Here is a 24,743-nt window from a genome sequence, read left to right on the forward strand (position 1 = left end):
ACCAAATATGAGCAATTAACTTGCAATTTTCAACCATTCATGTATGATCTCAACCTATGAAAAAAATATTCCCAATCTTATTCATTCTCGCTGTTGCAGGCACTGCCTGGTTTCTCTGGCGCCCGCAACCTGAAATCATTACCTTAAAACCCGCTGCGTTCAAAAAACTGCCTGGCTGGGATAAAAGTAATGTTAAAAAATCATTAGAGACCTTTCAGGTTTCGTGTAAGACTTTTCTGCGCCAGGATCCGGAAAGCAATGCCGGCAGCGAGCTGATTCCATTACAGGTCAAAGACTGGCAACCTGCCTGTCGTGCGGCTATTGCAATTAATCCTGTAACCCGAAACGCGGCAAAAAAATTCTTTCAACACTGGTTCAAGCCGATTGAGTTTTATAATAAACAAACGGTAAAAGGCCTGTTTACCGGCTATTATATGCCATTACTTCACGGAAGCCTTACCCGTACTGCAAAATACAACGTACCAATCTATGGCATGCCCCGTAATCTGGTTACAGTCAATTTGTCGGATTTTAATAATGATTATGGCAGTAAACGTATAATAGGTCGGATGGAAAAAGGTAAAATCCGCCCTTATTACACGCGTGAAGAAATCAATAAGGGCGCCATATCCAAACATGCGCCGGTTTTAGTCTGGGTTGATAATCATGTTGATCGCCTTTTTCTGGAAATTCAAGGCTCAGGCATTATCAAACTGACTGACGGCAAAAAAATATCTGTTGGCTATGCCGGTGAAAATGGCGCGCCTTATACTGCGATTGGAAAAGTATTGATTGATAAAGGCGTCATGACCAAAGATACTGCTTCAATGCAAGCGATTAAAGCCTACCTTACAGCCAATCCTCAAGAACGGGATCCGATACTCAATCAGAATAAATCCTTTGTATTCTTCCGAATGCTGGATAACACCGATGCGCTTGGCGCTCAGGGAGTACCGTTGACTGCAGGCTATTCATTGGCAGTCGATCGCAAATGGATTCCGTTAGGCGCCCCGCTCTGGCTGGACACGACCCACCCGGTACCACTTATGGCCAATGCGCCTCAAAAGCTGCAGCGGCTGATGATTGCTCAGGACACTGGCGGAGCGATTCGCGGCACAGTCCGCGGCGATGTATTCTGGGGAGCGGGTCAAATGGCGACGCTTATTGCCGGTAATATGAAAAACGAAGGTCATTACTGGTTACTGGTTCCGCGCGAGGCGGTGGCGAAATTACCGCGGGAATTAAAGCGGTAATAGCCCTTGTCATCCCCGCGAAGGCGGGGATCCATCCGGCAAACAAGGTAAGGAGCCAGCTTGAAAGATAGATTCCCGCCTTCGCGGGAATGACAATATCCCTTACTCTTTCCTGCGTCTTCTTTATAGACTAAACTATGTCTGTAATCCTCAAAGCCGCTGATAAAATTGAAAAAAAACACGTTGCCTGCCGACTGGCATAAATATTCCCTGAAACAGTTCAAGGATGAGCTGAGCGCTGAGTTTTCCCTGAATTGCAATATCCTGCACCTGATCCACAAGCTGGTTCATTTTATCGACCAATTACTATTGCATCTGTTTGACAAAAACGGCTTGGAACAAACCTGTTTCTGCCTGCTCGCACTGGGCAGTTATGGCCGGCGTGAATTGCAACTGCATTCAGATGTTGATTTGCTGCTGCTTTATGATGAAAACCTGACCAACCCCAACGATTTGCAAAAAGCTCAGAATTTTATTCAAGACTGTTGGGACTATGGCCTGACTATCAGCCACCAAATTACTACTATTGCTCAATGCGCCGAACTCGCCAGCAATGATGTCAGCGTTATATCCAGCTTGCTTGATATGCATTTACTCTGTGGACGCGGAGCGTTAATGGAGGAGTTAAAATACGCCACGCATCCGCTTCATATCTGGAATGGACTGGATTATTTTTTTGCCAAATTGGCCGAGCAGCAACAACGTTATAAAAAATTTGGTGAAACCGCCTATAATCTCGAACCCAATGTTAAACAAGGTCCTGGCGGTTTACGTGATCTACAAATTTTAACCAGCATTGGCAAACGCCATTTTGGCATTAAAAAATTGTCGGAAAGCATTAATTACGGTTTCCTCACAGATAAAGAATATGAGGAATTTATTAATTGCCAGCATTATCTCTGGAAAGTACGCTTTGCCTTGCATATTCTGGCTGGTAAACCGGAAGAGCGATTGTTGTTTGATTATCAGGTAAAACTTGCTGCCATCTTCGGCTTTTCCGACACTCCCCATTCCCTGGCGATAGAACAATTCATGAAAGCCTATTTTAAAGTTATCAAACGCTGCCGTGAATTAAATGAAATGCTGCTGCAGTGGTTTTCAGAAGCGATTGTCTATCAGGAAAAACAACTCATTACACCATTGGATGAACAGTTTCAGCTCTCAAACAACTTTATTGAAGTCAAAAATAATCATGTCTTCAGCCTCTGCCCAAAAGCAATTATCCAACTGTTTCTATGGATAGCCAAAAAACCTGATATTGCTGGCGTTAAAGCAACAACCATTCGCCTGTTGCGTAATCATATTTATCTTATCAACAAGCATTTTCGCTCTTCACCAGAAATTACTCGTTGCTTTCTGGCCATTTTTGAACAGGACAACCCTTATGAAGCCCTGTACCATATGAATCGCTATGGTGTTTTGAGCCATTACCTCGATTGCTTTGCCGCAGTTACCGGGCAGATGCAATATGATTTATTTCATGTTTATACGGTTGATCAACACACTCTGTTTGTAATCCGCAACCTGGTGCGCTTTAGCGATAATCAGTTTAATCAGCCTTTCCAGCTGGCGGCAAACCTGATAAATCGTCTGCCGAAAAAATCAATTCTGTTTCTTGCCGCTTTATTTCATGATGTTGCCAAAGGACGCGGCGGCGATCATTCTGAGTTAGGCGCGGAAGAAGCTAATAATTTTGCTATTCGCCACCAGCTGGCGAATGCTGATCGCCAGTTGCTGGTCTGGCTGGTTAAAAATCATCTGTTGATGTCGCAAACTGCACAAAGACAAGATATTTATGATCCGGCAACCATTAAAGCTTTTTGTGAGCAATTACCCGAAGCGAATTATCTTGATTATCTATATTTGCTTACCGTTGCCGATATTTGCGGAACCAATCCCAAATTATGGAACAGTTGGAAAGATTCGCTGTTAAAAGAACTTCATCAGGCGGCGCAACGGGCTCTTGAACAGCAGAAAAAGCAGCTTGATGAAACGGCCTTGATTAATAACCGCAAATTGCAGGCTTTAGCCATCTTAAATCAGGCTAATATCGATTCGCCGCAAATTCTCACCCTTTGGGCTGATCTCAAAAACAAATATTTTCTGCATGAATCAGCTGAAATGATAGCCTGCCATACTATGGCTATTCTCAATTGCAAACAGTTTCCGCTGGTTATGGTGTTGCCCCATCATAGTCAAGGCGGCACTGAGGTTTTTATTTATATGCCTCATAATGAAAACCGCTTTATTATAGCAACCACAGTATTAAGCAATAATAATTTTACTATTCAGGAAGCAAGTGTTTCTACCTGTAATAATCAATTTGATCTGGATACTTATATTATCCTTGATGATCATTATCAAACTATTACTGATGAAAAACAGCGGGAAGAAATCCAGGCAGTTTTAACAGCAAGCCTGTCGAACCCCGAGCAATTGCCTATTGCAATAAAACGACGGATTTCACGCGCACTGGCGCATTTTAAATTCAAACCGCAGATTACTTTTTACGATGATCCTCAGGGCAGATATACCCGCCTGTTTCTGATTGCCTCTGATCGGCCTGGATTATTAGCCAAAATAAGCGCGATCTTCACCGGGCAACAGATTCATCTGCACAGCGCAAAAATCGCCACAGCGGGTGAAAGGGTTGAGGACGCATTTTATATTTCCAATAATGCTGGCGTTGCTTTGGATAATGAGCAGAAAGAGCAGTTGAAGGAGGCTTTGGCAAAGGAGCTGGTTTAATTTGTCAAGATTCCATGATAAAAGTCCTATAATGGGGTCGCTTTTGCGGATAAATGTGGGTTGGAGTAATCCTAAAAGTGAGCCGCTACATCTAAGGTAGATTTTTTAAGATGAGACGCTTCGTTTAAACAGGGCTTAAGTTTTAAAAATAACTCTGTAAAAAATTTTATATAGATTCCTTGCAGAGTTAAGTCATTACCATTGGCAATTACCGCTTGGATATCGTTAAGTATTAAAACTCCTGCTGCATCGATTATTTGATTGCGATTTAATGTGGAGAAATTCGCTTGATTTTGTAATTTTTCATAAAGGCTGGAACCTAGATCCAAGTTAATTTTGGTTGTTGAATCCCTAATAAACGGTATTGGCTAGTAGCATTCTTTTTTTTCATTAACGCTAGTAGTTTATAGGAAAATTGTTTTTTATAGGGAGCTGATATTCGTTTGATAATATTAGCAGGTTGGGCGGCCCATTCTTTTAATAAATCTGTTTGAATTTTGGTAGATTGAAAATCGTTTCTTGAGAATAAAATTAGTATAGATCGAATCCAATAATTTGAATTAAACACTCGACAGCCAAGAAGCCGAGAACTACAAAATGATTCTAATGGGTGCGGAAAGCTAGGCGAAGGTGGTTTCATGAGAACAAATAACTAATACAAAAATATAATTATTGATCATTTTGATGCGAATTTAAATAGCAAAGGTGTAATCCAAGCCTCTATTTATTCCTAAAAAACTCGGTTAACAACCTTGCACACGGTTCCTGCATGTTTCCCTCATCAATCTGCACCTGATGATTCAACGGAAAACCACGCAATAAATTATAAACAGACCCTGCCGCACCCGCTTTAAAATCCCGAGCGGCAAAAACCAGCCGTTTGATTCTGGCATGAACAATTGCGCCCGCGCACATTGCACAAGGCTCAAGAGTCACATACAGCGTGGTATTATTAAGCCTGAAATTCCCCACCGTTTTCGCAGCCTGCCGAATCGCCAGAATTTCTGCATGTGCACAAGGATCATTATCCTGTAATACCTGATTATATCCCTGCCCTATCAGGCAATTATCCGCATCAACCAGCACGGCGCCCACCGGCACTTCATTATCTTCTTTTGCCTTCAGAGCCTGCTGGTATGCTTTTTCCATCCAGAAACTGTCGTTTTTTATTCCCATTCTATAGTCGCGGGCGGTTTGCCGGAGATATCATAAGTAACACGGGAAACACCTGCCACTTCGTTGATTATCCGGTTTGATACTTTACCAAGAAAATCCCAAGGCAAATGGCTCCAGTGCGCCGTCATAAAGTCAACTGTTTCAACCACGCGCAGACAAATAACATAATCATAACGTCTACCGTCTCCCATCACGCCGACACTTTTAACGGGCAGAAAAACCGCAAACGCCTGGCTTACTTTATGGTATAGATCTGCTTTATGCAATTCGTCAATGAATATCGCATCAGCTTTGCGCAGAATATCCGCATATTCTTTTTTAATTTCGCCAAGAATCCTTACACCAAGCCCCGGCCCAGGGAACGGATGCCGATAAACCATATCATGCGGTAATCCCAGCTCAAGACCTATTTTCCTGACTTCATCCTTGAACAACTCGCGTATAGGTTCGAGCAATTTAAGATGCAGTTTTTCCGGTAAGCCGCCAACATTATGATGCGACTTGATTACCACTGATGCGCCATTGGTCTGGGTAGCCGCCGATTCTATGACATCAGGGTAAATAGTTCCCTGGGCAAGCCATTCCACTTCAGGAATTTGCCTGGCCTGTTCATCAAAAACCTCAATAAACGTCCGACCTATGATTTTCCGCTTTTGTTCAGGGCAATCAACTCCCGCGAGCGCTTGCAAAAATTTCTGTTCGGCATTCACCGCAATAACTCGAATACCCATATGCTTTGAAAACATTGCCAGTACTTGTTCGGCTTCATTAAGCCTTAGCAAGCCCGTGTCCACAAACACACAGATTAACTGATCGCCAATGGCTTTATGCAGCAACGCAGCAACCACCGATGAATCAACCCCGCCAGACAGCCCCAGCAGTACATGACTGGCGCCAACCTTTGCTTTAATATCTGCCAGCGAACGCTCAATGATATTATGCGCAGTCCAATCAGCACGCGCCTGACAAATATCGACAACAAACCGTTCCAGGATGCGTAGCCCTTGAGTAGTATGAGTAACTTCCGGATGAAATTGCAGGCCATACCATTTATTGTCATCATTAGCCATGCCGGCGATGGGTGCATTGGCGGTTTCGCAGATCACCTTAAATCCGGGCGGCAGTTCGGTAACTTTATCGCCATGGCTCATCCAGACATCAAGCAGCGCATCGCCCTCTATAGTGGTTCTGTCTTCAATATTAACCAGTAACTCTGAATGATTACGCAGGGTTAATTCAGCATAGCCATATTCACGCAAGTGAGATGTACTGACCTTTCCTCCCAGTTGTGCCGCCATGGTTTGCATGCCATAACATATCCCCAGGACGGGTAATTGACAGCTAAAAACCCAACCGGGCGCACTGATATTACATTCGTCATTAACAGAGGATGGACCGCCGGAAAGAATGATGCCGCATGGTTTCATATTTTTGGCAATATTCTCATTCAAATTATAAGGATGAATTTCACAATATACGCCCATTTCCCGCACACGTCTGGCAATTAATTGTGTATATTGTGAGCCAAAATCAAGAATTATTAATGGTTGTTTTTTAATAGTTATCATTACTAATTGTCTACCTGATAATTGGGGGCCTGTTTTGTGATATTGACATCATGGACATGCGATTCACGCATACCCGCATTAGTTACCTGCACAAACTGGGCTTTCTTATGCAAATCAACTATTGTCTCGCAACCGGTATACCCCATACAGGAGCGTAATCCGCCCATCATTTGATGAATAATGGTCTGAACCGGTCCCTTATAGGCAACTCGTCCTTCAATCCCTTCCGGTACCAGCTTTTCAGTACCCTGACCGATATCCTGAAAATAACGGTCGCTAGAGCCTTGCTTTTGCGCCATGGCGCCAATTGACCCCATACCGCGGTAACTTTTATAGGTGCGCCCCTGATATAGCTCAATTTCACCCGGCGACTCTTCTGTCCCGGCAAACAGGCTGCCAAGCATAACGGTATGAGCGCCAGCCGCCAACGCCTTACAGATATCACCAGAAAAACGAATACCGCCATCTGCGATAATGGGTACGGAATTTTTCAATTCCTTCGCGACATTTGCAATTGCCGATAATTGCGGAATCCCGACTCCGGTTACAATGCGGGTGGTACAAATTGAACCAGGGCCAATACCCACCTTAACCGCATCAGCACCGGCCTTCACCAGATCTGCAGCCGCTGCGGCTGTCGCAATATTTCCGCCTACGATTTGAATATGCGGGAAATGTTTTTTAATCCAGCGCACGCGTTTTAACACCCCGTCCGAATGACCATGGGCAGTATCGACAATGAGCACATCTACCCCGGCATCAATTAATGCCGCCACCCGCTCATCTGTACCTTCGCCAACACCCACTGCTGCCCCAACCCGGAGCTGTTCGGAAGCATCTTTACAGGCAAAAGGATTTTCTTTTGCTTTTTGAATGTCTTTAACAGTTATCAGGCCACGAAGATTGAATAAATCATTTACCACCAGCAGTTTTTCGATTCGATGTTTATGCAGCAGACTGCGTACCTGCTCACGCGACGCGCCTTCTTTTACCGTTACCAGCCGCTCTTTAGGCGTCATAACCGCAGAAACCGGTAATGACAGGTTTGTTTCAAACCGGATATCACGGCTGGTTACGATACCAACCAATTGATTATTATCAACAACAGGCATTCCTGAAAAATTATGTTTAGCCATAACATCCAGCAATTGCTGCACAGAAATATCAGGTGCAACAAACACAGGATCTTTTACCATACCGCTTTCAAATTTTTTCACCTTACGCACTTCATCAGCCTGAGCCTGAATCGTCATATTTTTGTGAATAATCCCAATTCCGCCCTCTTGGGCAATTGCAATTGCCAATCGGGCTTCCGTAACTGTATCCATGGCTGCGGATAAAACCGGAATATTCAATTCAATATCACGCGTTAACCGGGTTTTCAGAGAAACATCCTTAGGCAGGACTTGAGAGTGGGCAGGAACCAAAAGAACATCATCAAACGTTAAGGCTTGCTGGACAATGGGAAGCGACATACTAATCCCCTGTAATTTACTTAACCCCAAATTATAGTGTGAAATGAGCATTAAATACAGATCTGTATAATTTAAAGAGGATGATACAGACATTATTCAACCTTGAATTGATTAACTTTAAACTTTAAGTGCAAATTTAAAACAATGGTATATACTTGTATTATATCCCCAAAGCAAGGATGCAAATCATGAAAAAACTAGTAATTGCTGTTGTTATTGTGAGCGCCGCGGCTTTAACCGGATGCGGATTTAATAATGGGTGCTGCGGTGAATATACTTATTCATCATGCTGCAACTCTTATACAACCTACTATAGCAGTTACAGTACCTCCGGCTGCTGTGGTTCCGGAGGCTGGTAATCCACTCCTGAGTACTATCATCCCCGCATTGGCGGGGATGTCAATTTTTTACCCTTTTCGCAACTCTATGACCGTTACTTCCAACGGTTTTTTGCCAATATTCAGATCCTGATGTGAGTATTTACCTTGCTCTTTACTCAGGTAAATGGGCGTTTTCTTTTCAAGCTTCAGCATTTCTTTTTTGCCGGAACGGTAAATAACCTGCAAAATTCCATCCTGCTCTGGAATCACTACCCTGGCATACTGATGCGTATGAAAAGGCAATTTCTGACCGGGACAAATAACTGTTTTCCAGACTTTAGTAGTTTTATTTTCAATGTAAATTTCCCGCATAGTCTGACAATTTGCCGCATAAACCTGGGGTTGCAGTAATATCAGAAAAGAAAAAATCAGTCTACGCATCACAACCTCCTTCAATTAGTCCAACAATGCCGGTATTTCAGTCCGGATTTCTTTCTGCCGGTTTTTCTCATCAACAAAGACAACAACCGGTTGATGGAGCCGACATCTTGCTTCCTCAAGCTGAATAAACGACGCAATAATAATAATGTCGCCGGGCGACACCAAATGAGCCGCGGCGCCATTAACACAGACAGCAGTCGATCCTGGTTGTCCGGTAATTGCATACGTTTCAAACCGGGTACCGGCAGTAACATTCCAGACATTTACCGCTTCATTGGGCAGAATGTCGGCAGCAGCCAGCAACTCCGGAGAAATGGTAATACTGCCCTCATAATCAAGATCAGCATGAGTCACGCGAGCTCGATGAATTTTTGACTTTAACATACGCCGGTAATGCATGTACTCTCCTGTGCAATTTTTACAACTTACGCTTTGCACACAATAATGGATTTAAGCCGATAAATACAGCACTTTGTGTTTGAAAAAAACGGTTTCGCAACAATTTTTATTAATTAAACGAAGATTGTATTATTGTGCTTGAACTGACCAATCAATACCGTGTAAACTGAACAATAATTTAAACATCGACTTTAGAGGTAGGGTATCACCTTGGCTAAAATTATCGTAGTTACTTCCGGTAAAGGTGGTGTAGGCAAAACAACTACATCGGCTGCCATTTCTTCCGGTCTGGCATTACAAGGCCATAAAACAGTTGTTATTGATTTTGATATAGGACTGCGTAACCTCGATATTATCATGGGTTGCGAACGCCGTGTAGTTTATGATTTTATCAATGTAATCAATGGAGAAGCAAGCCTTAATCAAGCCTTGATTAAAGACAAAAGGGTTCCCCAACTCTATATCTTGCCAGCCTCTCAAACACGTGATAAAGATGCACTTACCCTGGAAGGCGTCGGTAAAATCCTGGATGATCTCGCTGCTGAATTTGATTATATTGTCTGCGATTCGCCTGCAGGTATTGAAACCGGTGCGTTGACTGCAATGTATTTTGCTGATCACGCCATCGTAGTGACTAACCCCGAAGTGTCTTCTGTCCGTGACTCGGATCGTATTTTAGGTATTCTGGCCAGCAAAACCCGCCGTGCCATTGAAAACAAACCTCCAGTCCAGGAACATTTACTGTTGACTCGTTATGATCCTGCCCGCGTTGAAAAAGGTGAAATGCTGTCGGTTGAAGATGTAAAAGAAATTTTGGCTATTCCGCTCATGGGCGTTATTCCAGAATCAAAAGCCGTATTAAAAGCGTCAAATACAGGAACTCCGGTTATATTGGATGAGACTAGCGATGCCGGATTGGCATATCAGGATGCTATAGCCCGTTTTCTGGGCGAAAGCAGGCCAATGCGCTTTGTAAACACTGAACGTAAAGGAATTTTACGGCGCTTGTTTGGCAAGAACAAGGAGGATGTTCCAGCATGAGTATATTCAGTTACTTAAGAAAACGCCACAGCACTGCGTCTGTGGCGAAAGAACGCTTGCAGATTATTATTTCTCACGAGCGTACACAGCGCAACACACCAGATTATTTGCCAAAACTGCAAGAGGAAATTCTGACAGTTATTGCGAAATATATTCCTATTTCACGCGATAAAGTAAGCGTTAATCTGGAAAGAATGGGCGATAATGCCGTTCTTGAGCTTAATGTGACAATGCCTGAAGAAGTACTTGAAGAGGCGTAAAGCTTTACTAATTACAATATAAAATGCAGGTTGGGTCGTTCGACCCAACAATCAGATTTCCATCAGATCCTTTTCTTTTTCAACCAACAACGCATCAACTTCGGCAATATACTTGTCAGTTAATTTCTGAATAACCTCAGTAGCACGGCGCTCATCGTCTTCAGAAATAGATTTGTCTTTTACCAAATCTTTCAGATGATTATTTGCATCACGACGAATATTTCGCACTGCTACTCGCCCTTGTTCGCCTTCTGCACGCACAACTTTGATCAGTTCTTTACGGCGTTCCTCGGTTAAAGGCGGCATGGGAACACGAATCGCGTTACCAGCTGTCGCTGGGTTTAAACCCAGATCAGAGGTAAGGATAGCTTTTTCAATGGCAGCGACCATAGTTTTTTCCCATGGGGTTACCAGAATAGTACGGGCATCACTGGCAGTTATATTAGCAACCTGATTTATAGGTGTTGGGGTACCGTAATAATCAACCATTACGTGATCCAGTAAACTGACGTTCGCTCGACCGGTTCTTACTTTTGTTAAATCATTCTGCAGAGTTTCGATGGTTTTTTTCATCCGTTTTTCTGCATCTTGCCTGATATCATTAATCATGATTAGCTCCTACAATTGTTCCGACTCGCTCACCTGATACGATCTTGAGTAAAGCGCCAGGGGCTGCCATGTCAAAGATCTGCAGGGGCATGTTTTGATCCTGGCATAAGCAAATTGCCGTTAAATCCATAACTTCCAATCCCTGGTTTAAAACTTCTTTGTAAGTTAATGAATCATAACGGACCGCTTCCGGATTCTTCATCGGATCATCTGAGTAAACACCGTCAACCTTGGTAGCCTTAAGCACAACATCCGCGCCTATCTCGATTGCCCGCAGGCAGGCAGCTGTATCGGTTGTAAAGAATGGGTTGCCAGTACCGGCCGCAAAAATGACAACATGCCCATCTCGCAGATGGGTAATCGCTTTACGCCGATGGTAAGGATCTACTACTCCAAGCATGGGGATTGCCGACATAATTCGTGCCGGCAAATCAATGCGCTCAAGCGCATCACGCAATGCTAAAGCATTCATTACAGTAGCCAGCATGCCCATATGATCGCCTGTAACCCGTCCAAGTCCAGCCTTTGATAATGCCTTGCCCCGAAACAGATTTCCACCACCGATAACCAGGCCGACTTCAACGCCCAAGCTTATCAGTTCAGCGATTTCCTTAGCCATCCGATCAAGCACTGCAGGGTCAATGCCAAACTGCGCATTGCCCATTAATGCCTCACCACTGCATTTTAATAAAATACGTTTGTATTTTAATTTAGTCATTACCGCGAACCTGTGCCATTACTTCTTCAACGAAGTTATCTTCTTTCTTCTCGATACCTTCACCGACTTCATAGCGCAGGAAAGAAATAACTTCTGCGTTTTTCTCTTTCAGTAACTGACCTACTTTGATATCAGGATTTTTAACAAAGGGTTGGCCTAACAGGCTGACTTCATCAACAAACTTATTGATGCGGCCTTCGATCATTTTGTCAATAATTTCTTGTGGTTTACCGCTTTCACGAGCCTGAGCAGTAAAGATATCACGTTCGCTTTCAATTGTTTCAGCAGAAACCTGATCACGGCTTACAACCAACGGCCTGCTTGCTGCGATGTGCATAGCAATATCTTTAGCCAAGGCTTCTTCGCCATTTTTAAGGGCAACGATAACGCCAATGCGGGAACCGTGCAGGTACGCACCGATAACGCCGTCGCAACTTACTCTTTCCATGCGGCGCAGTTTGATGTTCTCGCCGATTTTAGCGACCAGTTGTTGTCTTGCCTGCTCAATAGTAGTATCTGTACCTGCAATCTGAAGCCCTGATAAGTCGTTAATGTCACTAACATTGCTGTTTAGTGCAGTAGTTGCAACTTGCTCAGCAAACGTGTTAAAGCTTTCGTCACGAGCTACGAAGTCTGTCTCACTGTTGATTTCAATGATAACGGCTGTACGGCCATCAGTTGAACGTTGAATAACGATCACTCCTTCAGCAGCAATGCGATCCGCTTTCTTATCAGCTTTCGCCTGACCTGCTTTACGCATATTGGCAATTGCCAACTCGATATCGCCATTTGCTTCAACCAGGAATTTTTTACATTCCATCATACCAGAACCGGTACGCTCACGTAATTTCATTACTAAAGATGCACTAACTGACATTTTACTTCCTCCACATAGCAAAAAGGGGTGCGTTAATGATGATTAAGCACCCCTCTACATAATTTTAATTACTCACCGGTTTTGTCAGTTTCTTTTTCAGAAATCTCAACAAATTCAGAATCAGCAGAGACGCCGCCGACAGTATTGCCGTTTTTAGCATCCAAAATAGCGTCTGCAATACAACGGACATAAATGTCAACTGCTCTCATTGAATCATCATTGCCAGGAATAATGTAATCAATGTTATCAGGGCTGTTATTAGTATCAACTACACCAATAACTGGAATCTTCAAGCGGCGGGCTTCTTCAACAGCAATGTGCTCAAAGCCAACATCCACAACAAACAGAGCATCAGGCAGGCCGCCCATATCTTCAATACCGCCCAGACCTCTCTCCAGTTTCTCAAGTTCACGCGTCAGCATCAAGGCTTCTTTTTTAATCATGCCTGCGAAAGCGCCTTTATCACGCAACTCTTTTAATTCTTTCAAACGGAAAATTGACTGACGAACAGTTTTGTAGTTAGTCAGCATACCACCTAACCAACGGTGATCAACATAAGGCATGCCGCAACGCTTGGCGTGGGTACGGATGCTTTCCTGAGCAGCACGCTTGGTGCCAACGAAAAGAATTTTTGCCTTGTTTGCCGCCAGACGACCAACATAGTTGGTTACATCACTCAGCATAGGCATTGTTTTTTCAAGATTAATAATATGGATCTTGTTTCGGGAACCGAAAATGAACTCTGCCATTTTAGGATTCCAGTATCGGGTTCTGTGACCGAAATGTGCACCTGCTTCAAGCAGCTCACGCATACTTACATTACTCATTTAAATATCTCCAGGGTTATGCCTCCACGCCTCCCATAAAACACCCATTAAAGGGACCCCGCTTTATGTGTCGAAACGTGTGTGTAGTTAAAAAGCGTGCTAGTTATACCACACTTTGCATGTTACAGCAATGAACAATAGCATTTTCATGGATTTATACTTTGTACCGGATTTTACAGCTCATATCCGTTCAGCCTGAGGAAAATGCGGAAACAGGCAGAAACTACTATACTATAATATATATACCCAGATGGATTTTGCCATGGAACGCAGAGCGGTTTACCAATTTGCAGATTCTTATCACCACGCCCTGCTTTCTGAGGTCGGCGGTAAGGGTTTGTCCTTAATTAAAATGGCGCAATCCGGGCTCGCCATTCCACCCGGCTTTGTCCTTAGCGTTGCGTTTTTCCAACCATGGATTGATGAACTAAAAACAACGCCAGCCTGGAACGAATTCTTAACCGCTGACTCCAGGGATATGCCTGAAAAAATTAAAAGCCTTAAAGCAGCTGCCATGGAACTCAATTTAACTCAAAAACAACAAACATTAATTATTTGTGCGCTGGCTCATCATCCTGGCGTCCACTTGTTTGCTGTCCGCTCTTCGGCACCGGAAGAAGATTTGTCTGATGCGTCTTTTGCCGGTGGTTATGAAACTGTACTTGGCGTTACGCAGGACGCAATGGAAAACGCGATTAAAACCGCTTTTGCCTCCTGTCTTGATCCGCGTGTTTTTATTTATAAAAGAGAACAGGGTTTTGCCACGAATGATTTTAGTATTGCGGTCGTAGTTATGGAGCAAATTGCCAGTGAAGTGGCTGGTGTAGGTTTTTCAGTAAATCCCCTCAGCAATGATCACGATGAGATGGTATTTAATGCCAACTGGGGCCAGGGTGAAACCGTAGTCGCAGGGCTGGTAACGCCGGATCAGTATATTGTCAATAAAATAAGCGGCGATATTATGGAGAAAACATTGGGAGGCAAGGAAACTTCCATATGGCTGCTTCCTGACGGCGGCGGTACTGAAGAACGCGCAGATCCCCGCCATGATGAGTTTACTCTCAGCGATGAACAGATATTGGAACTAAGCCGACAATTATCAATCATTGAAAAGCTTTACGGTCGAGCCATGGATATTGAATGGGCTTATGCCAGAGGGCAACTTTATCTGTTGCAGGCACGCCCCATTACAACGTGCATTCCCCTTCCGCGCGGTATGATGACTGAATTTGATGAGCCGCGACAATTATATCTTGATCTTACTTTGTCAGTACAAGGACTGGAAAAACCGCTTTCCCCCCTTGGGACCGACTTTATTCGAAAATTACTTCATGCTGCGGCAAAAACAGTGATTGGCAGAAATGACATCCTTGATATCAGGCATGGCGCCGCTGGTATTAGCGATGGCAAAATCTATCTCAATTTATCCAATATCTTTACTGTGATTAGTAAAGATAAAATAGCAAACGCTCTGGTTAAAATGGATGCCATTGCCAGCAATATCTTGCTCCAGCTTCCACAAGGTTCATATCAAAATGCGGTGAAACCAGAAATTTTAAATATCAATAAATTTGACGTTGCTACCCGTATGTATGATGTCGTATTGAAAATTGTTACCGGTAAATATCGGCTGGCAGCAATGGCTCATAAATATGACAAAGACGTTGCCCACATGGAGCAAGTAACTGACTCCATTCTGGCAGAGAATACTCCCCTCTCTGAACGAATCGAACAGATTTTCAAACCATTTGCTTATTTTCTGGTACACAAGATTGCCCCTGCCGCTATTCTGGGCCAAAGAGCGATTGCCTCAATTAATAAATTATTTGAGGCAGATGCCCAACAGGATAAAACTGTTAAAGCACATTTAGATGCAGTTTCCCGCTCCCTGCCGCATAATATTACTATTCAGATGGGACTTGATATATATTCATTATCAACATTGCTTGAGAAAGATAAATATCATTCGCAGGAGGAGCTTGTCACTGCTTTTAGAAACAAGCAGCTTTCACCACAATTTTATCAGGACTGGGATAAATTTATTGACCGTTTTGGCTGTCGCGGTCAAGAAGAATTTGATATCGCATCGCCGCGCTATATGGAAAATGATCATCAGTTGCTAAGTATGATTTACTCTGCTTCAACCGGTTGTAACGACGCCAATAATCCATTGCACATCTACCAAACCAGTCAAGACGAGCGTCAGAAAGCCTATGAGTATTTACTTACTATTGCTGCCAGAAAAGGTAAATACACCATTAAAAAATTTAAAACCGATTATGCCGTCATGGAGCAATTTGGCGGTTATCGGGAAAACCATAAATATTTTCTGGTTCGTTTATTTAGTAAAATAAGGCAATTGCTGCTAACAGAAGCAAAAAAAATGGTGCTTGCCGGTGTCCTGGAGCATGAAGAACAGATTTTTGATCTGACTCTGGTGGACTTGTCGGCGTATGAATCCGATCCTGAGATTAATTTAGTACCTCGTATGGCTCATAATACAGAAATTATAAAACAACTCGAAACAGTGAAAACAACACCGCCATTAATTGATTCCCGCGGCCGAATTTTGCGGTTAAACCGGCCTCCATTAAAAGAAGGGGAAATTGGCGGTCATGCGGTATCCAGCGGCAAGATCAGCGGAAAAGTCAAAGTTTTGCATACCCCGGATGAAAAACCATTGCTAATGGGCGAGATCCTGGTGGCTCGTGCTACCGATCCTGGCTGGACGCCGCTGTTTGTCAATGCCGGCGCTATTATTCTCGAAATTGGCGGTATGTTACAGCATGGCGCACTGGTTGCCCGGGAATATGGCAAACCTTGCATTGCCGGTGTTGATAATGCCACTGAAATCCTGAAGGATGGTGATTTGATTGAAGTAGATGGCTCATTGGGGATTATCCGCCGTATTGATACCCCTGATTCAATGGAAAATATATCTCACTAGGCCGTCTTTAATTCATTCAAGGAACCAATATTTTGCACATTTATTTCCCATCAACTATACTGAAAAAGGTTTTGCAATTGCGAAACTACGAGCCTTATATGGAATAATGTATCTAACTGGATTAAGGATAATATCATGTTAAAGAAACTCTTATTATTACCCGTATTAACTCTTGCACTCGCTTTCTATCAAACAGCTTTTGCAGGTTCATGCCACCAGCGCATGGATCAAATGATGGGTTCATTAAACCTGACTGATGCTCAAAAAACTCAAATTAAAACCATTACTGAGCAATCAAGAGAAGCAATGCAAACAAACATGACTCAAATGAAAACATTGCAAGGCCAGATTAAGGATTTAATCACCTCAGAAAAAGTCGACGAAGCAAAATTAAATGACTTGATTAGCCAAAAAACATCTTTAATGGCTACTATGATGAAAAGCAAAATCATGGTTAAAAATCAGATTTATAATGTTCTGGATAGCAAACAACAGCAACAATTTAAAGATCTGATGACCCAATGGGAACAAAACAAAATGCAACATAAAACTGGTTGCTAATATGGAGGTTGGGTCGTTACGACCCAACCTGCTTAAAATAAGTCTTCCTGCGTTAACCCTACCCGCTCAAGCAACCCTCTTAAGGTTTTCAATGCTTCAACCTGAATCTGGCGTACGCGTTCACGGGTTAAATCAATTTCTTTGCCAACATCTTCAAGCGTTGCTTTTTCAAAACCCCGCAAACCAAAGCGGCGTGCAATAACTTGTTGCTGATTTTCAGTAAGCTTGTCGAGCAGTAATTCGATATGCGCCCGCAAATCTTCATCAGTCAAAAGTTCTGCCGGGTTGGCGCTGTTTTCATCAGCAATAGTATCCAGCAGAGATTTATTTTCATCATATCCAATCGGCGTATCAACAGAAGCAACCTTGTCATTTAAGCCAAGTAACTTCTGCACATCTTCCAGCGGCTTATCAACCATTTCGGCAATTTCTTCAGGGGAAGGCTCATGATCAAGCTTCTGTGTCAATTGTCTTGCTGCCCGCAGATATACGTTTAATTCTTTCACAACATGGATAGGAAGACGAATTGTGCGTGTCTGATTCATAATGGCGCGCTCAATAGTTTGCCGTATCCACCAGGTAGCATAGGTCGAAAAACGGAATCCGCGATCCGGATCGAATTTTTCAACGGACTTCATTAACCCCAGATTTCCTTCTTCAATCAAATCAAGCAGGGGTAATCCACGGTTTAAATAACGCCGGGAGATTTTTACTACCAGACGCAGATTTGATTCAATCATTTTTTTACGGGCTGCCGGATCGCCTTTCAAGGCCAGGCGTGCATAATGGACCTCTTCTTCAGCTGATAATAGAGGTGAAAAACCGATTTCACTTAAATAAAGCTGAGTCGCATCCATAAACTTGGCAGCATTTTTACCTTGGGTAAATGATTGAAACGCATCCTCCTCTTCTTCCGCGCTGAAATCAGCTCCAAGCTCGTCATTTGAATCAGCAGAAATATCATCCTCTTCTTCAGCAAGCAGCGTTTCGTCAGCAGGTTCATCCCATTCATTGTCCGGAATAACCGCTTCTTTGATTGATTCGTCATCAACTTGCATGATCCCACCTATTGTGTTTATAAACCCATCCTGAGAAACACATTGTTCCATAATAAAATCAGTGGATATTCTCTGTTATTCCTTGCGTAAATACGCTAACGGATTGACAGGTTGTCCCGATTTTCTGATTTCAAAATGGACCCCCAAAAATTTTCTATCAATAATACCCATTTCGGCAATAATTTCACCAGCTTTAACTTTCTGGCCTTCTCTTACCAGATTACGGGCATTGTTTCCGTAAGCGGTCAGATACTGTCCATCATGCTTTATGATAATTAAATTTCCATACCCGGCCAGGCCATTACCGGCATAAGCAACAATTCCCGCAGCAGAGGCACGAACCGCCTCACCCTTTCTACCAGCAATATCTATGCCTTTTTTTCCTTGTTCCGGAATAAAACCGGAAACAATTCGGCCCCGTGCCGGCCATAACCATTTACCGCCGAGCTTTCCTTGAGCAGCATGATACTGCCTGATATGAGTTTTCTGTCGGTTTACCGCAGGCCTTGCAGGGATGCGGTAAGCATTTTTTGCCTTGTTTGCCGGACTGCGTGCAGCATTGGCATATGGTAAATGGATAATCTGCCCTACCCTTAACTGATAAGGAAACCGTATTCTATTATAGGCGGCAAGCTGTCTGAAATCCCTGTCATAACGGAATGCAATGGAGTACAGTGTTTCATCCCGCCGCACAATATGCGTGTTGCGATGAGAATCCTGCGGCTGCCATTTTAATTCAACAACAGGCGCCAAATCTGTCCGCTCGCCGCAGGCGGCAAGCAAAACCAGAATTAAGCCCGGGATAATGCCCTTAATCAGAGTTTTCAAGTTAGCCATTTCAGGTAGATAACACTTAGTAAAATAATAATCAGGGCAGTCCAGCCGATAATATCAATATAACGGCTTAACTTATTATGCAGACGCTCCCCCATAAAATACAGCAATGTTGAAACAAGGAAAAACCGTGCGCCTCGCCCAACGAATGAAGCAATAACAAAGGGTAAAAACGCCAGATTCATTGCTCCTGCTGCGATGGTAAAAATTTTATAAGGCGGCACCGGTGAAAAACTGGCCACCAAATTAATCCAGACTCCATATTGCTTAAACCAGTGCATCACGTGAAGGTAACCGTCAGCATACCGTGAGGCAAGCAGCCAGGGTTCTATAAGGCTCATACCAAAATAACCGATTGCATAACCAAATATTCCGCCCAAAACTGAAAATAACGTCGTAATTAACGCGTAATCCCAGGATTTTTTTGGCGCAGCAAGTCCCATGCTGATAAGCATCGCATCCGGCGGAATGGGAAAAAAGGAAGATTCTGCAAACGATACGCCAGCCAAATAGTAAGGCGCATGGGGATGCGCCGACCATTGAATGGTTTTCTTATACAAAAAAGAGAATATCTTCATGAAAGCCAGCTTATTCCCTGCGCCCAGGCAGATAATTTTTCAAATACCTTATAATGAGTCAAGTCCAAATGTAAAGGAGTCATTGAAACATAACCATTTTTTACCGCATAAAAATCGGTACCGGGTCCGGCATCGGCAGCCAATCCTGGCGGCCCTATCCAATAGATAGGCCTGCCGCGTGGATCGTATTCTTTGACTGTCGGTTCAGCGCCATGGCGAGTGCCGAGCCTGGTTACTTCAATTCCTTTAATTTTATCTAACGGAAGATCGGGAATATTAACATTCAGGATTGTTTGCGGCGGCAGCATATTGGCCTTCATTTTCAATACCAGTTCACGCGCTATCGTAGCGGCGGTGTCAAAATACTGGATGTTGTCGCCTACCATGGAAAACGCCAGTGAAGGGAACCCCAGATAACGCCCTTCCATAGCAGCCGCAACTGTGCCGGAATACAGTACATCATCACCTAAATTGGCGCCATCATTAATTCCGGAAACAACAATATCAGCAACGGGATCAAAAAAACCGGTCAGCGCGATATGAACACAATCAGTCGGCGTTCCTTCCACACTATAATAACCATTGTCAAGTTGCTTGACGTTTAACGGTCGCGTCAGGGTCAGCGAATTGCTGGCGCCGCTGCGATTCCTGTCAGGCGCCATTACGTTTACATCAGCAATGGTTGACATTTCATTGGCTAAAGCCCTGATGCCAGGCGCGTGAACGCCATCATCGTTACTTACTAATATCCGCATGATCTTAACCCTTTGGTGATTCCAGCCATTTGACAATCGCCATGCGCTGAGCCAACTCTTCTTGTATCGCCTGGATAGATTGGCCAAGCCTCTGGTTAGAGGCGTCCTTTTGGTATTCAGACTGTTTTGCTGCAAGCTGTTCCTGCAAAGAAATAATTTTTCTGCCGAACGCTTGTGGGTTCAATTGCAGTTCATAAGCAAGGCGGCTTATATCTGATGCAATTGCCTTCAGCTGGTCACAACTCAAACCGCTCGTGCGTCCAGAGCATTCACCAATTGCTTTCTGCAGTTCCATCGGGTGAGTGCGATAATAATTTTCATCCTTATTGCTGCAACCTGCCAGCAATCCAACCGCAACCAGTATGGACGCTACTTGTTTTAACATCAGCCACCCTCTTTCATGCTTTAAATTAAAAGATGAGATGTTATCACTATTGCCAGATAGAGAAAAGCTGGAATAAAACTTCTCGCAAGGGCTGCATACATTGATTATAATTTGACAATTCGTTATTGTACCTCCTTTTAGACTGGCAAGATTACAAACATGTTAGATTTTTCGATTAAACGAGACGAGCAGACCGGTGAGGCGTATGTTGAAACCTCCATTTGCGGAAAACCTCTGCTAACCTTACCGCAATTGAATAAAAGCACGGCATTTACCCAAGAAGAACGACACGCTTTTGGCTTGCTCGGGAAATTGCCCCACCGTGTGGAAACGCTGGATGAACAGGTGAAACGCGCTTACCTGCAGTATTCCGGCTACAACACTCGATTGCAGCAAAATATTTACCTGAATAATCTGCATGATAAAAATCAGGTCTTGTTTTATAAATTATTGAGCCGTTATTTAGGTGAAATGCTGCCGACCATATATACCCCCATAGTCGGTACGGCAGTTAAGCGTTTCAGCCATGAATACCGTCAACCGAGAGGGTTATATATTGCCCACTCCGATAAAAACCTGCTTGATGAAATTATATCCAATCGCTCTAATCCCGAAATCGATGTCATTGTTGTGACTGATGGCGAAGGCGTATTGGGCATTGGCGATCAGGGTATAGGCGGGATGGATATTCCCGTTGCCAAACTAATGGTTTACAGCTTGTGCGGCGGTATCGATCCCACCCGCTGCCTGCCGGTTTTTCTTGATGTCGGTACCAATAATCAGGAACTGCTTAACGATCCGATGTACCTTGGCTGTCGGCACCCGCGTATTGATACGGATCAATATGACGCTTTCATTCATAGTTTCGTGACTACAATACGCAAGCATTTCCCCAATGCTTTCCTGCACTGGGAAGACTTTGGCCGCAATAATGCCCGGCGCATTCTGGACAGATATCAGGATGAGCTTTGTACATTTAATGACGATATTCAGGGTACCGGCGCAGTAACGTTATCTGCAATCCTGGCTGCTTGCGAAGTAACCGGTAAATCATTGTCCGAACATAAAATTGTAGTATTTGGCGCAGGTTCTGCCGGTACAGGGATTAGCGATCAGATTGTTGATGCCTTAATTCGCCATGGCGTTAGCGAAGAGCAAGCTTACCGGCAATTCTGGCTGATTGACCGGCAAGGGCTATTAATTGATTCTGATCCGGAACTGATTGAGTCACAACGGCCTTATGCACGACAGGCTGAAGAAATCAGCAGTTGGAACATCAACGGCAGGCAGCCGTCATTGACTGATACCGTACGCCATGTCAAACCAACTATTTTGATCGGCTGTTCCGCTCAGGCTGGAGCCTTCTCGCAGGATATCATTGAAACCATGTCGCAATCCTGTGAACGCCCTATTATATTCCCACTGTCGAATCCTGATGAAAAATGCGAGGCTCAACCAACCGATATTCTTTACTGGAGTAATGGTAAAGCGCTGGTCGCAACAGGCACAGCCTTCCCTGCGGTTGATTATCAGGGACGCTTAATTCAAATTGCTCAATGCAACAACGCTCTGGTATTTCCAGGAATTGGCCTTGGCGTACTAGCCGCCAAAGCAACCCGCCTGTCCAAAGGCATGATCTGGGCTGCCGCAGAGGCGCTTAGCGTATTTTCCCCAAGCAGAAGAGACAGCTATATGCCGTTATTGCCCTCGCTTGATGATGCGCAATCGGTGGCAAAACATATTGCAATTGCGGTTGCTCGTGCTGCGATTGAGGAAAATGTCGCTGCGATTGATGAAAACAGTAATCTTGAGGAAATTGTTCAGGACTTGTTTTGGGAACCGCGCTATTTACCATTTCGAAAGAAAGAGGTTTGCTAATCGTTGGGTCAAACGACCCAACCTACTCTGTGGGCGTAATTGAATGAGTTTTAAACATAACAGTTACTGTCTGTATTGTTTCCTGCTCACGTTCCCAAGGGCGGGCATAGCTAAAGACCAACGAAGTGAGCTTAGGTACGGCCACGCCGTTTAGCAATTCAAATTCATAAATCATATTACCGCCAGAGCCGATTAATTGCGGTTGTGCGGCAACATATTTGCTTGAGACAAGACGGAGCAGTTCCTGATCATAACTTTTCACTGACCAGCGGTAACCTGTTGATGGATTAGCAGGAAGAGTCACTTCAAAGGAACTATCAGTGCTGTTTAACTGTATGATCATGGAATCCGCGGCTGCAGAACCTGTCAGCATGATCAGAAAAAAGGTAATTATTGCTTTCATCATTTCGCCTCCTGCTGTGTAATGCTGACTCATTCCTACCGGCCGGGGACAATCAATATCCCTTATATGTTTTCGTTTTTGCTGCTAACAGATGCAAAGGCCATACCATGGTGTGAGTACTTTGGGTATCACCCCATGCTGCCTCCAGCTCTGCCCGAATATAGCCAACCGGATCCTCATTATTTCGGACCTGGTATTCCTTAACTGCAGACCAGGTTCTTAAATAGCCCAGCAATTGATCAAAGGCCATATCTTTTTCTATATAAAACTCAGGGGTTGCGATTTTTTCAAAGGGAAACGGTATTGTCTGATATTCTTCATCGATAAAATGTCTTTGTACAGGCCAATACTCGTCGCCTAAAATTTTATTGTATAAACGATCAATGATACTGTTTAATTTATCATCAGAACTGCCTGACTTTGTTACTTTGCCAAGTGCATAACACCAGGCGGCAATAACTCCTTCCGGTCTGCTTACTCGCATAACTTCACGGTAAAAACCATCAAGGTTAAACCAATGCAAAGCCTGGGCGACCGTAATCATATCAATTGAATTATCAGCCAGAGGCGTTCTCTCGGCCGGGCAGCATAAATAGGTAATAGCTCGATGTTCTGGCGCTTCATCAAGCTGCGCCTGATTAATATCGGTTGCAATTACCTTATAATTCTCCGCCAGAGCTAAAGCAGCCTGCCCGCTGCCCGTCGCACAATCCCACACCGTGCTTCCAGGATGAGCCATAGAATTCAGATAAGTAAACAACCTTTTAGGGTAACTTGGCCGAAACAGTTTATATTGTGCTGATTCATCACCAAAATGCTCGATATACCTCAATTTTTAACTCCCTCTAATAAACTGGTTTATTCTTTTATCTTACTCTAAAGTTTTCAATCCGACAATTTTTTGCTCAAAAAACACGCTGTATATTTACGTGCTTTTCATGCTCAGTAGACGCACATCCTTCAAAATAAACCGATACTCAAATCATGCCACAGAGGATTGTTTTGCTCAATGAGGTTTATTTTCCATTGCCTATTCCATTTTTTAATGTGTTTTTCTCTTGTTATTGCCCCATAAGCATTTGAATGAAGTTCATAATAAACCAACTGATGAACATTATAGTTTTTGGTAAATCCTTCAGCCAAACCTTCCTTATGTTGGTATATCCGTTGTAGAAGATTACTTGTTATTCCAGTATAAAGAGTTCCATATTTTTTACTTGCTAAAATGTATACGTAATATTGCTTCTCTTCCATTTTCATCCTGGTGGGTTGCTAAAAAATTCCGGCATAAAAGTTTGTCATGCCCGCGCAGGCGGGCATCCATCCTTCATGCTGGCACCTTACCTTGCTTCAGGGATGGATCCCCGCCTTCGCGGGGATGACACATTTTATGTAATATTCTTCTTTTCCATTTTCATCCTGATGGATTGCTAAAAAATTCCGGCATAAAAGTTTGTCATGCCCGCGCAGGCGGGCATCCATCCTTCATGCTAGCACCTTACTTTGCTTCAGGGATGGATCCCCCGCCTTCGCGGGGATGACACATTTTATGTAATATTCTTCTTTTCCATTTTCATCCTGATGGATTGCTAAAAAATTCCGGCATAAAAGTTTGTCATGCCCGCGCAGGCG

General features: G+C 43.6%; 26 protein-coding genes. 8 read left to right on the forward strand and 18 right to left on the reverse strand.

The genetic code is table 11. The annotated features are described in order from the left end of the window. The first annotated feature begins 56 nt into the window (after positions 1–56). Both mltA and glnD read left to right on the forward strand, forming a co-directional pair. Positions 57–1,253 (forward strand): murein transglycosylase A, encoded by a 1,197-nt coding sequence (gene mltA, locus ACFORL_RS09895; protein ID WP_382343549.1) that lies wholly within the window; start codon positions 57–59, stop codon positions 1,251–1,253. 168 nt (positions 1,254–1,421) lie between these two features. After that, positions 1,422–4,001 (forward strand): [protein-PII] uridylyltransferase, encoded by a 2,580-nt coding sequence (glnD, locus tag ACFORL_RS09900; protein WP_382343551.1) that lies wholly within the window; start codon positions 1,422–1,424, stop codon positions 3,999–4,001. 71 nt (positions 4,002–4,072) lie between these two features. Here the strand turns inward: glnD and ACFORL_RS09905 are convergent, their stop codons facing one another. The 4 genes from ACFORL_RS09905 to guaB form a co-directional block, all read right to left on the reverse strand. Continuing rightward, positions 4,073–4,330, reverse strand: a complete 258-nt coding sequence (locus ACFORL_RS09905; RefSeq protein ID WP_382343553.1) for a hypothetical protein — start codon at positions 4,328–4,330, stop codon at positions 4,073–4,075. 391 nt (positions 4,331–4,721) lie between these two features. Further along, positions 4,722–5,177: a tRNA adenosine(34) deaminase TadA gene (tadA, locus tag ACFORL_RS09910; protein WP_382343555.1), complete on the reverse strand. Its 456-nt coding sequence runs from the start codon at positions 5,175–5,177 to the stop codon at positions 4,722–4,724. Further along, positions 5,168–6,745 (reverse strand): glutamine-hydrolyzing GMP synthase, encoded by a 1,578-nt coding sequence (gene guaA / locus ACFORL_RS09915; RefSeq protein ID WP_382343557.1) that lies wholly within the window; start codon positions 6,743–6,745, stop codon positions 5,168–5,170. The genes tadA and guaA overlap by 10 nt, the downstream gene beginning before the upstream one ends. Positions 6,746–6,747: 2 nt before the next feature. Then, positions 6,748–8,220, reverse strand: a complete 1,473-nt coding sequence (gene guaB / locus ACFORL_RS09920) for an IMP dehydrogenase (protein ID WP_382343559.1) — start codon at positions 8,218–8,220, stop codon at positions 6,748–6,750. 188 nt (positions 8,221–8,408) lie between these two features. On the opposite strand from guaB, the gene ACFORL_RS09925 reads away from it, so the two are divergent. Further along, positions 8,409–8,579 (forward strand): hypothetical protein, encoded by a 171-nt coding sequence (locus ACFORL_RS09925; protein WP_382343561.1) that lies wholly within the window; start codon positions 8,409–8,411, stop codon positions 8,577–8,579. 48 nt (positions 8,580–8,627) lie between these two features. Here the strand turns inward: ACFORL_RS09925 and ACFORL_RS09930 are convergent, their stop codons facing one another. Continuing rightward, a complete protein-coding gene (locus tag ACFORL_RS09930) occupies positions 8,628–8,981 on the reverse strand; it encodes a hypothetical protein (RefSeq protein WP_382343563.1) in 354 nt (117 codons plus the stop codon). Between the two features lie 15 nt (positions 8,982–8,996). Next, a complete protein-coding gene (gene panD / locus ACFORL_RS09935; RefSeq protein ID WP_382343565.1) occupies positions 8,997–9,380 on the reverse strand; it encodes an aspartate 1-decarboxylase in 384 nt (127 codons plus the stop codon). A gap of 210 nt (positions 9,381–9,590) precedes the next feature. On the opposite strand from panD, the gene minD reads away from it, so the two are divergent. Together minD and minE are read left to right on the forward strand one after the other, a co-directional pair. Then, positions 9,591–10,421, forward strand: coding sequence for a septum site-determining protein MinD (gene minD / locus ACFORL_RS09940; protein ID WP_382343567.1), 831 nt, complete (start codon positions 9,591–9,593; stop codon positions 10,419–10,421). Beyond that, on the forward strand, positions 10,418–10,681 hold the full coding sequence (gene minE / locus ACFORL_RS09945; protein WP_382343569.1) for a cell division topological specificity factor MinE: 264 nt from the start codon (positions 10,418–10,420) through the stop codon (positions 10,679–10,681). The genes minD and minE overlap by 4 nt, the downstream gene beginning before the upstream one ends. A gap of 51 nt (positions 10,682–10,732) precedes the next feature. Here the strand turns inward: minE and frr are convergent, their stop codons facing one another. The 4 genes from frr to rpsB form a co-directional block, all read right to left on the reverse strand. Beyond that, on the reverse strand, positions 10,733–11,290 hold the full coding sequence (gene frr / locus ACFORL_RS09950) for a ribosome recycling factor (RefSeq protein ID WP_382343571.1): 558 nt from the start codon (positions 11,288–11,290) through the stop codon (positions 10,733–10,735). Further along, entirely contained in the window at positions 11,283–12,008 is a 726-nt protein-coding gene (gene pyrH / locus ACFORL_RS09955; RefSeq protein ID WP_382343573.1) for a UMP kinase, read from the reverse strand. Before pyrH ends, frr begins: the two co-directional genes overlap by 8 nt. Further along, complete coding sequence (gene tsf / locus ACFORL_RS09960; RefSeq protein ID WP_382343575.1) at positions 12,001–12,885, reverse strand: translation elongation factor Ts; 885 nt, start codon at positions 12,883–12,885, stop codon at positions 12,001–12,003. The genes pyrH and tsf overlap by 8 nt, the downstream gene beginning before the upstream one ends. Before the next feature lie 68 nt (positions 12,886–12,953). After that, positions 12,954–13,712, reverse strand: coding sequence for a 30S ribosomal protein S2 (gene rpsB, locus ACFORL_RS09965; protein ID WP_382343577.1), 759 nt, complete (start codon positions 13,710–13,712; stop codon positions 12,954–12,956). 262 nt (positions 13,713–13,974) lie between these two features. Between rpsB and ACFORL_RS09970 the strand changes: the two genes are divergently transcribed. Both ACFORL_RS09970 and ACFORL_RS09975 read left to right on the forward strand, forming a co-directional pair. Next, the gene (locus ACFORL_RS09970) at positions 13,975–16,659 is read left to right on the forward strand and encodes a PEP/pyruvate-binding domain-containing protein (RefSeq protein ID WP_382343579.1); all 2,685 of its coding nucleotides are present in this window, start codon (positions 13,975–13,977) and stop codon (positions 16,657–16,659) included. A 135-nt stretch (positions 16,660–16,794) separates the two neighbouring features. Further along, on the forward strand, positions 16,795–17,220 hold the full coding sequence (locus ACFORL_RS09975; RefSeq protein WP_382343581.1) for a Spy/CpxP family protein refolding chaperone: 426 nt from the start codon (positions 16,795–16,797) through the stop codon (positions 17,218–17,220). 32 nt (positions 17,221–17,252) lie between these two features. Here ACFORL_RS09975 and rpoS read toward each other — a convergent pair whose 3' ends face one another. The 5 genes from rpoS to ACFORL_RS10000 form a co-directional block, all read right to left on the reverse strand. Then, the gene (rpoS, locus tag ACFORL_RS09980) at positions 17,253–18,278 is read right to left on the reverse strand and encodes an RNA polymerase sigma factor RpoS (RefSeq protein WP_382343583.1); all 1,026 of its coding nucleotides are present in this window, start codon (positions 18,276–18,278) and stop codon (positions 17,253–17,255) included. 75 nt (positions 18,279–18,353) lie between these two features. Continuing rightward, positions 18,354–19,115, reverse strand: coding sequence for a peptidoglycan DD-metalloendopeptidase family protein (locus ACFORL_RS09985; RefSeq protein ID WP_382343585.1), 762 nt, complete (start codon positions 19,113–19,115; stop codon positions 18,354–18,356). Then, the gene (locus ACFORL_RS09990) at positions 19,103–19,690 is read right to left on the reverse strand and encodes a YqaA family protein (protein ID WP_382343587.1); all 588 of its coding nucleotides are present in this window, start codon (positions 19,688–19,690) and stop codon (positions 19,103–19,105) included. The genes ACFORL_RS09985 and ACFORL_RS09990 overlap by 13 nt, the downstream gene beginning before the upstream one ends. Continuing rightward, the gene (surE, locus tag ACFORL_RS09995; protein ID WP_382343589.1) at positions 19,687–20,445 is read right to left on the reverse strand and encodes a 5'/3'-nucleotidase SurE; all 759 of its coding nucleotides are present in this window, start codon (positions 20,443–20,445) and stop codon (positions 19,687–19,689) included. The genes ACFORL_RS09990 and surE overlap by 4 nt, the downstream gene beginning before the upstream one ends. A gap of 4 nt (positions 20,446–20,449) precedes the next feature. Continuing rightward, complete coding sequence (locus ACFORL_RS10000; RefSeq protein ID WP_382343591.1) at positions 20,450–20,830, reverse strand: hypothetical protein; 381 nt, start codon at positions 20,828–20,830, stop codon at positions 20,450–20,452. A 159-nt stretch (positions 20,831–20,989) separates the two neighbouring features. On the opposite strand from ACFORL_RS10000, the gene ACFORL_RS10005 reads away from it, so the two are divergent. Continuing rightward, complete coding sequence (locus ACFORL_RS10005; RefSeq protein ID WP_382343593.1) at positions 20,990–22,708, forward strand: NAD-dependent malic enzyme; 1,719 nt, start codon at positions 20,990–20,992, stop codon at positions 22,706–22,708. A 22-nt stretch (positions 22,709–22,730) separates the two neighbouring features. Here ACFORL_RS10005 and ACFORL_RS10010 read toward each other — a convergent pair whose 3' ends face one another. The 3 genes from ACFORL_RS10010 to ACFORL_RS10020 all read right to left on the reverse strand — a co-directional run bounded on the left by ACFORL_RS10010 (position 22,731) and on the right by ACFORL_RS10020 (position 24,365). After that, the gene (locus tag ACFORL_RS10010; protein WP_382343595.1) at positions 22,731–23,114 is read right to left on the reverse strand and encodes a protease inhibitor I42 family protein; all 384 of its coding nucleotides are present in this window, start codon (positions 23,112–23,114) and stop codon (positions 22,731–22,733) included. A gap of 49 nt (positions 23,115–23,163) precedes the next feature. Beyond that, positions 23,164–23,943, reverse strand: coding sequence for a class I SAM-dependent methyltransferase (locus ACFORL_RS10015; protein ID WP_382343597.1), 780 nt, complete (start codon positions 23,941–23,943; stop codon positions 23,164–23,166). Positions 23,944–24,071: 128 nt separating this feature from the next. Continuing rightward, on the reverse strand, positions 24,072–24,365 hold the full coding sequence (locus ACFORL_RS10020) for a GIY-YIG nuclease family protein (protein WP_382343599.1): 294 nt from the start codon (positions 24,363–24,365) through the stop codon (positions 24,072–24,074). Positions 24,366–24,743: the final 378 nt, after the last annotated feature.

It is taken from the genome of Legionella dresdenensis, assembly GCF_042649825.1.
In the GTDB taxonomy this organism is placed as follows: Bacteria; Pseudomonadota; Gammaproteobacteria; order Legionellales; family Legionellaceae; genus Legionella_C; species Legionella_C dresdenensis.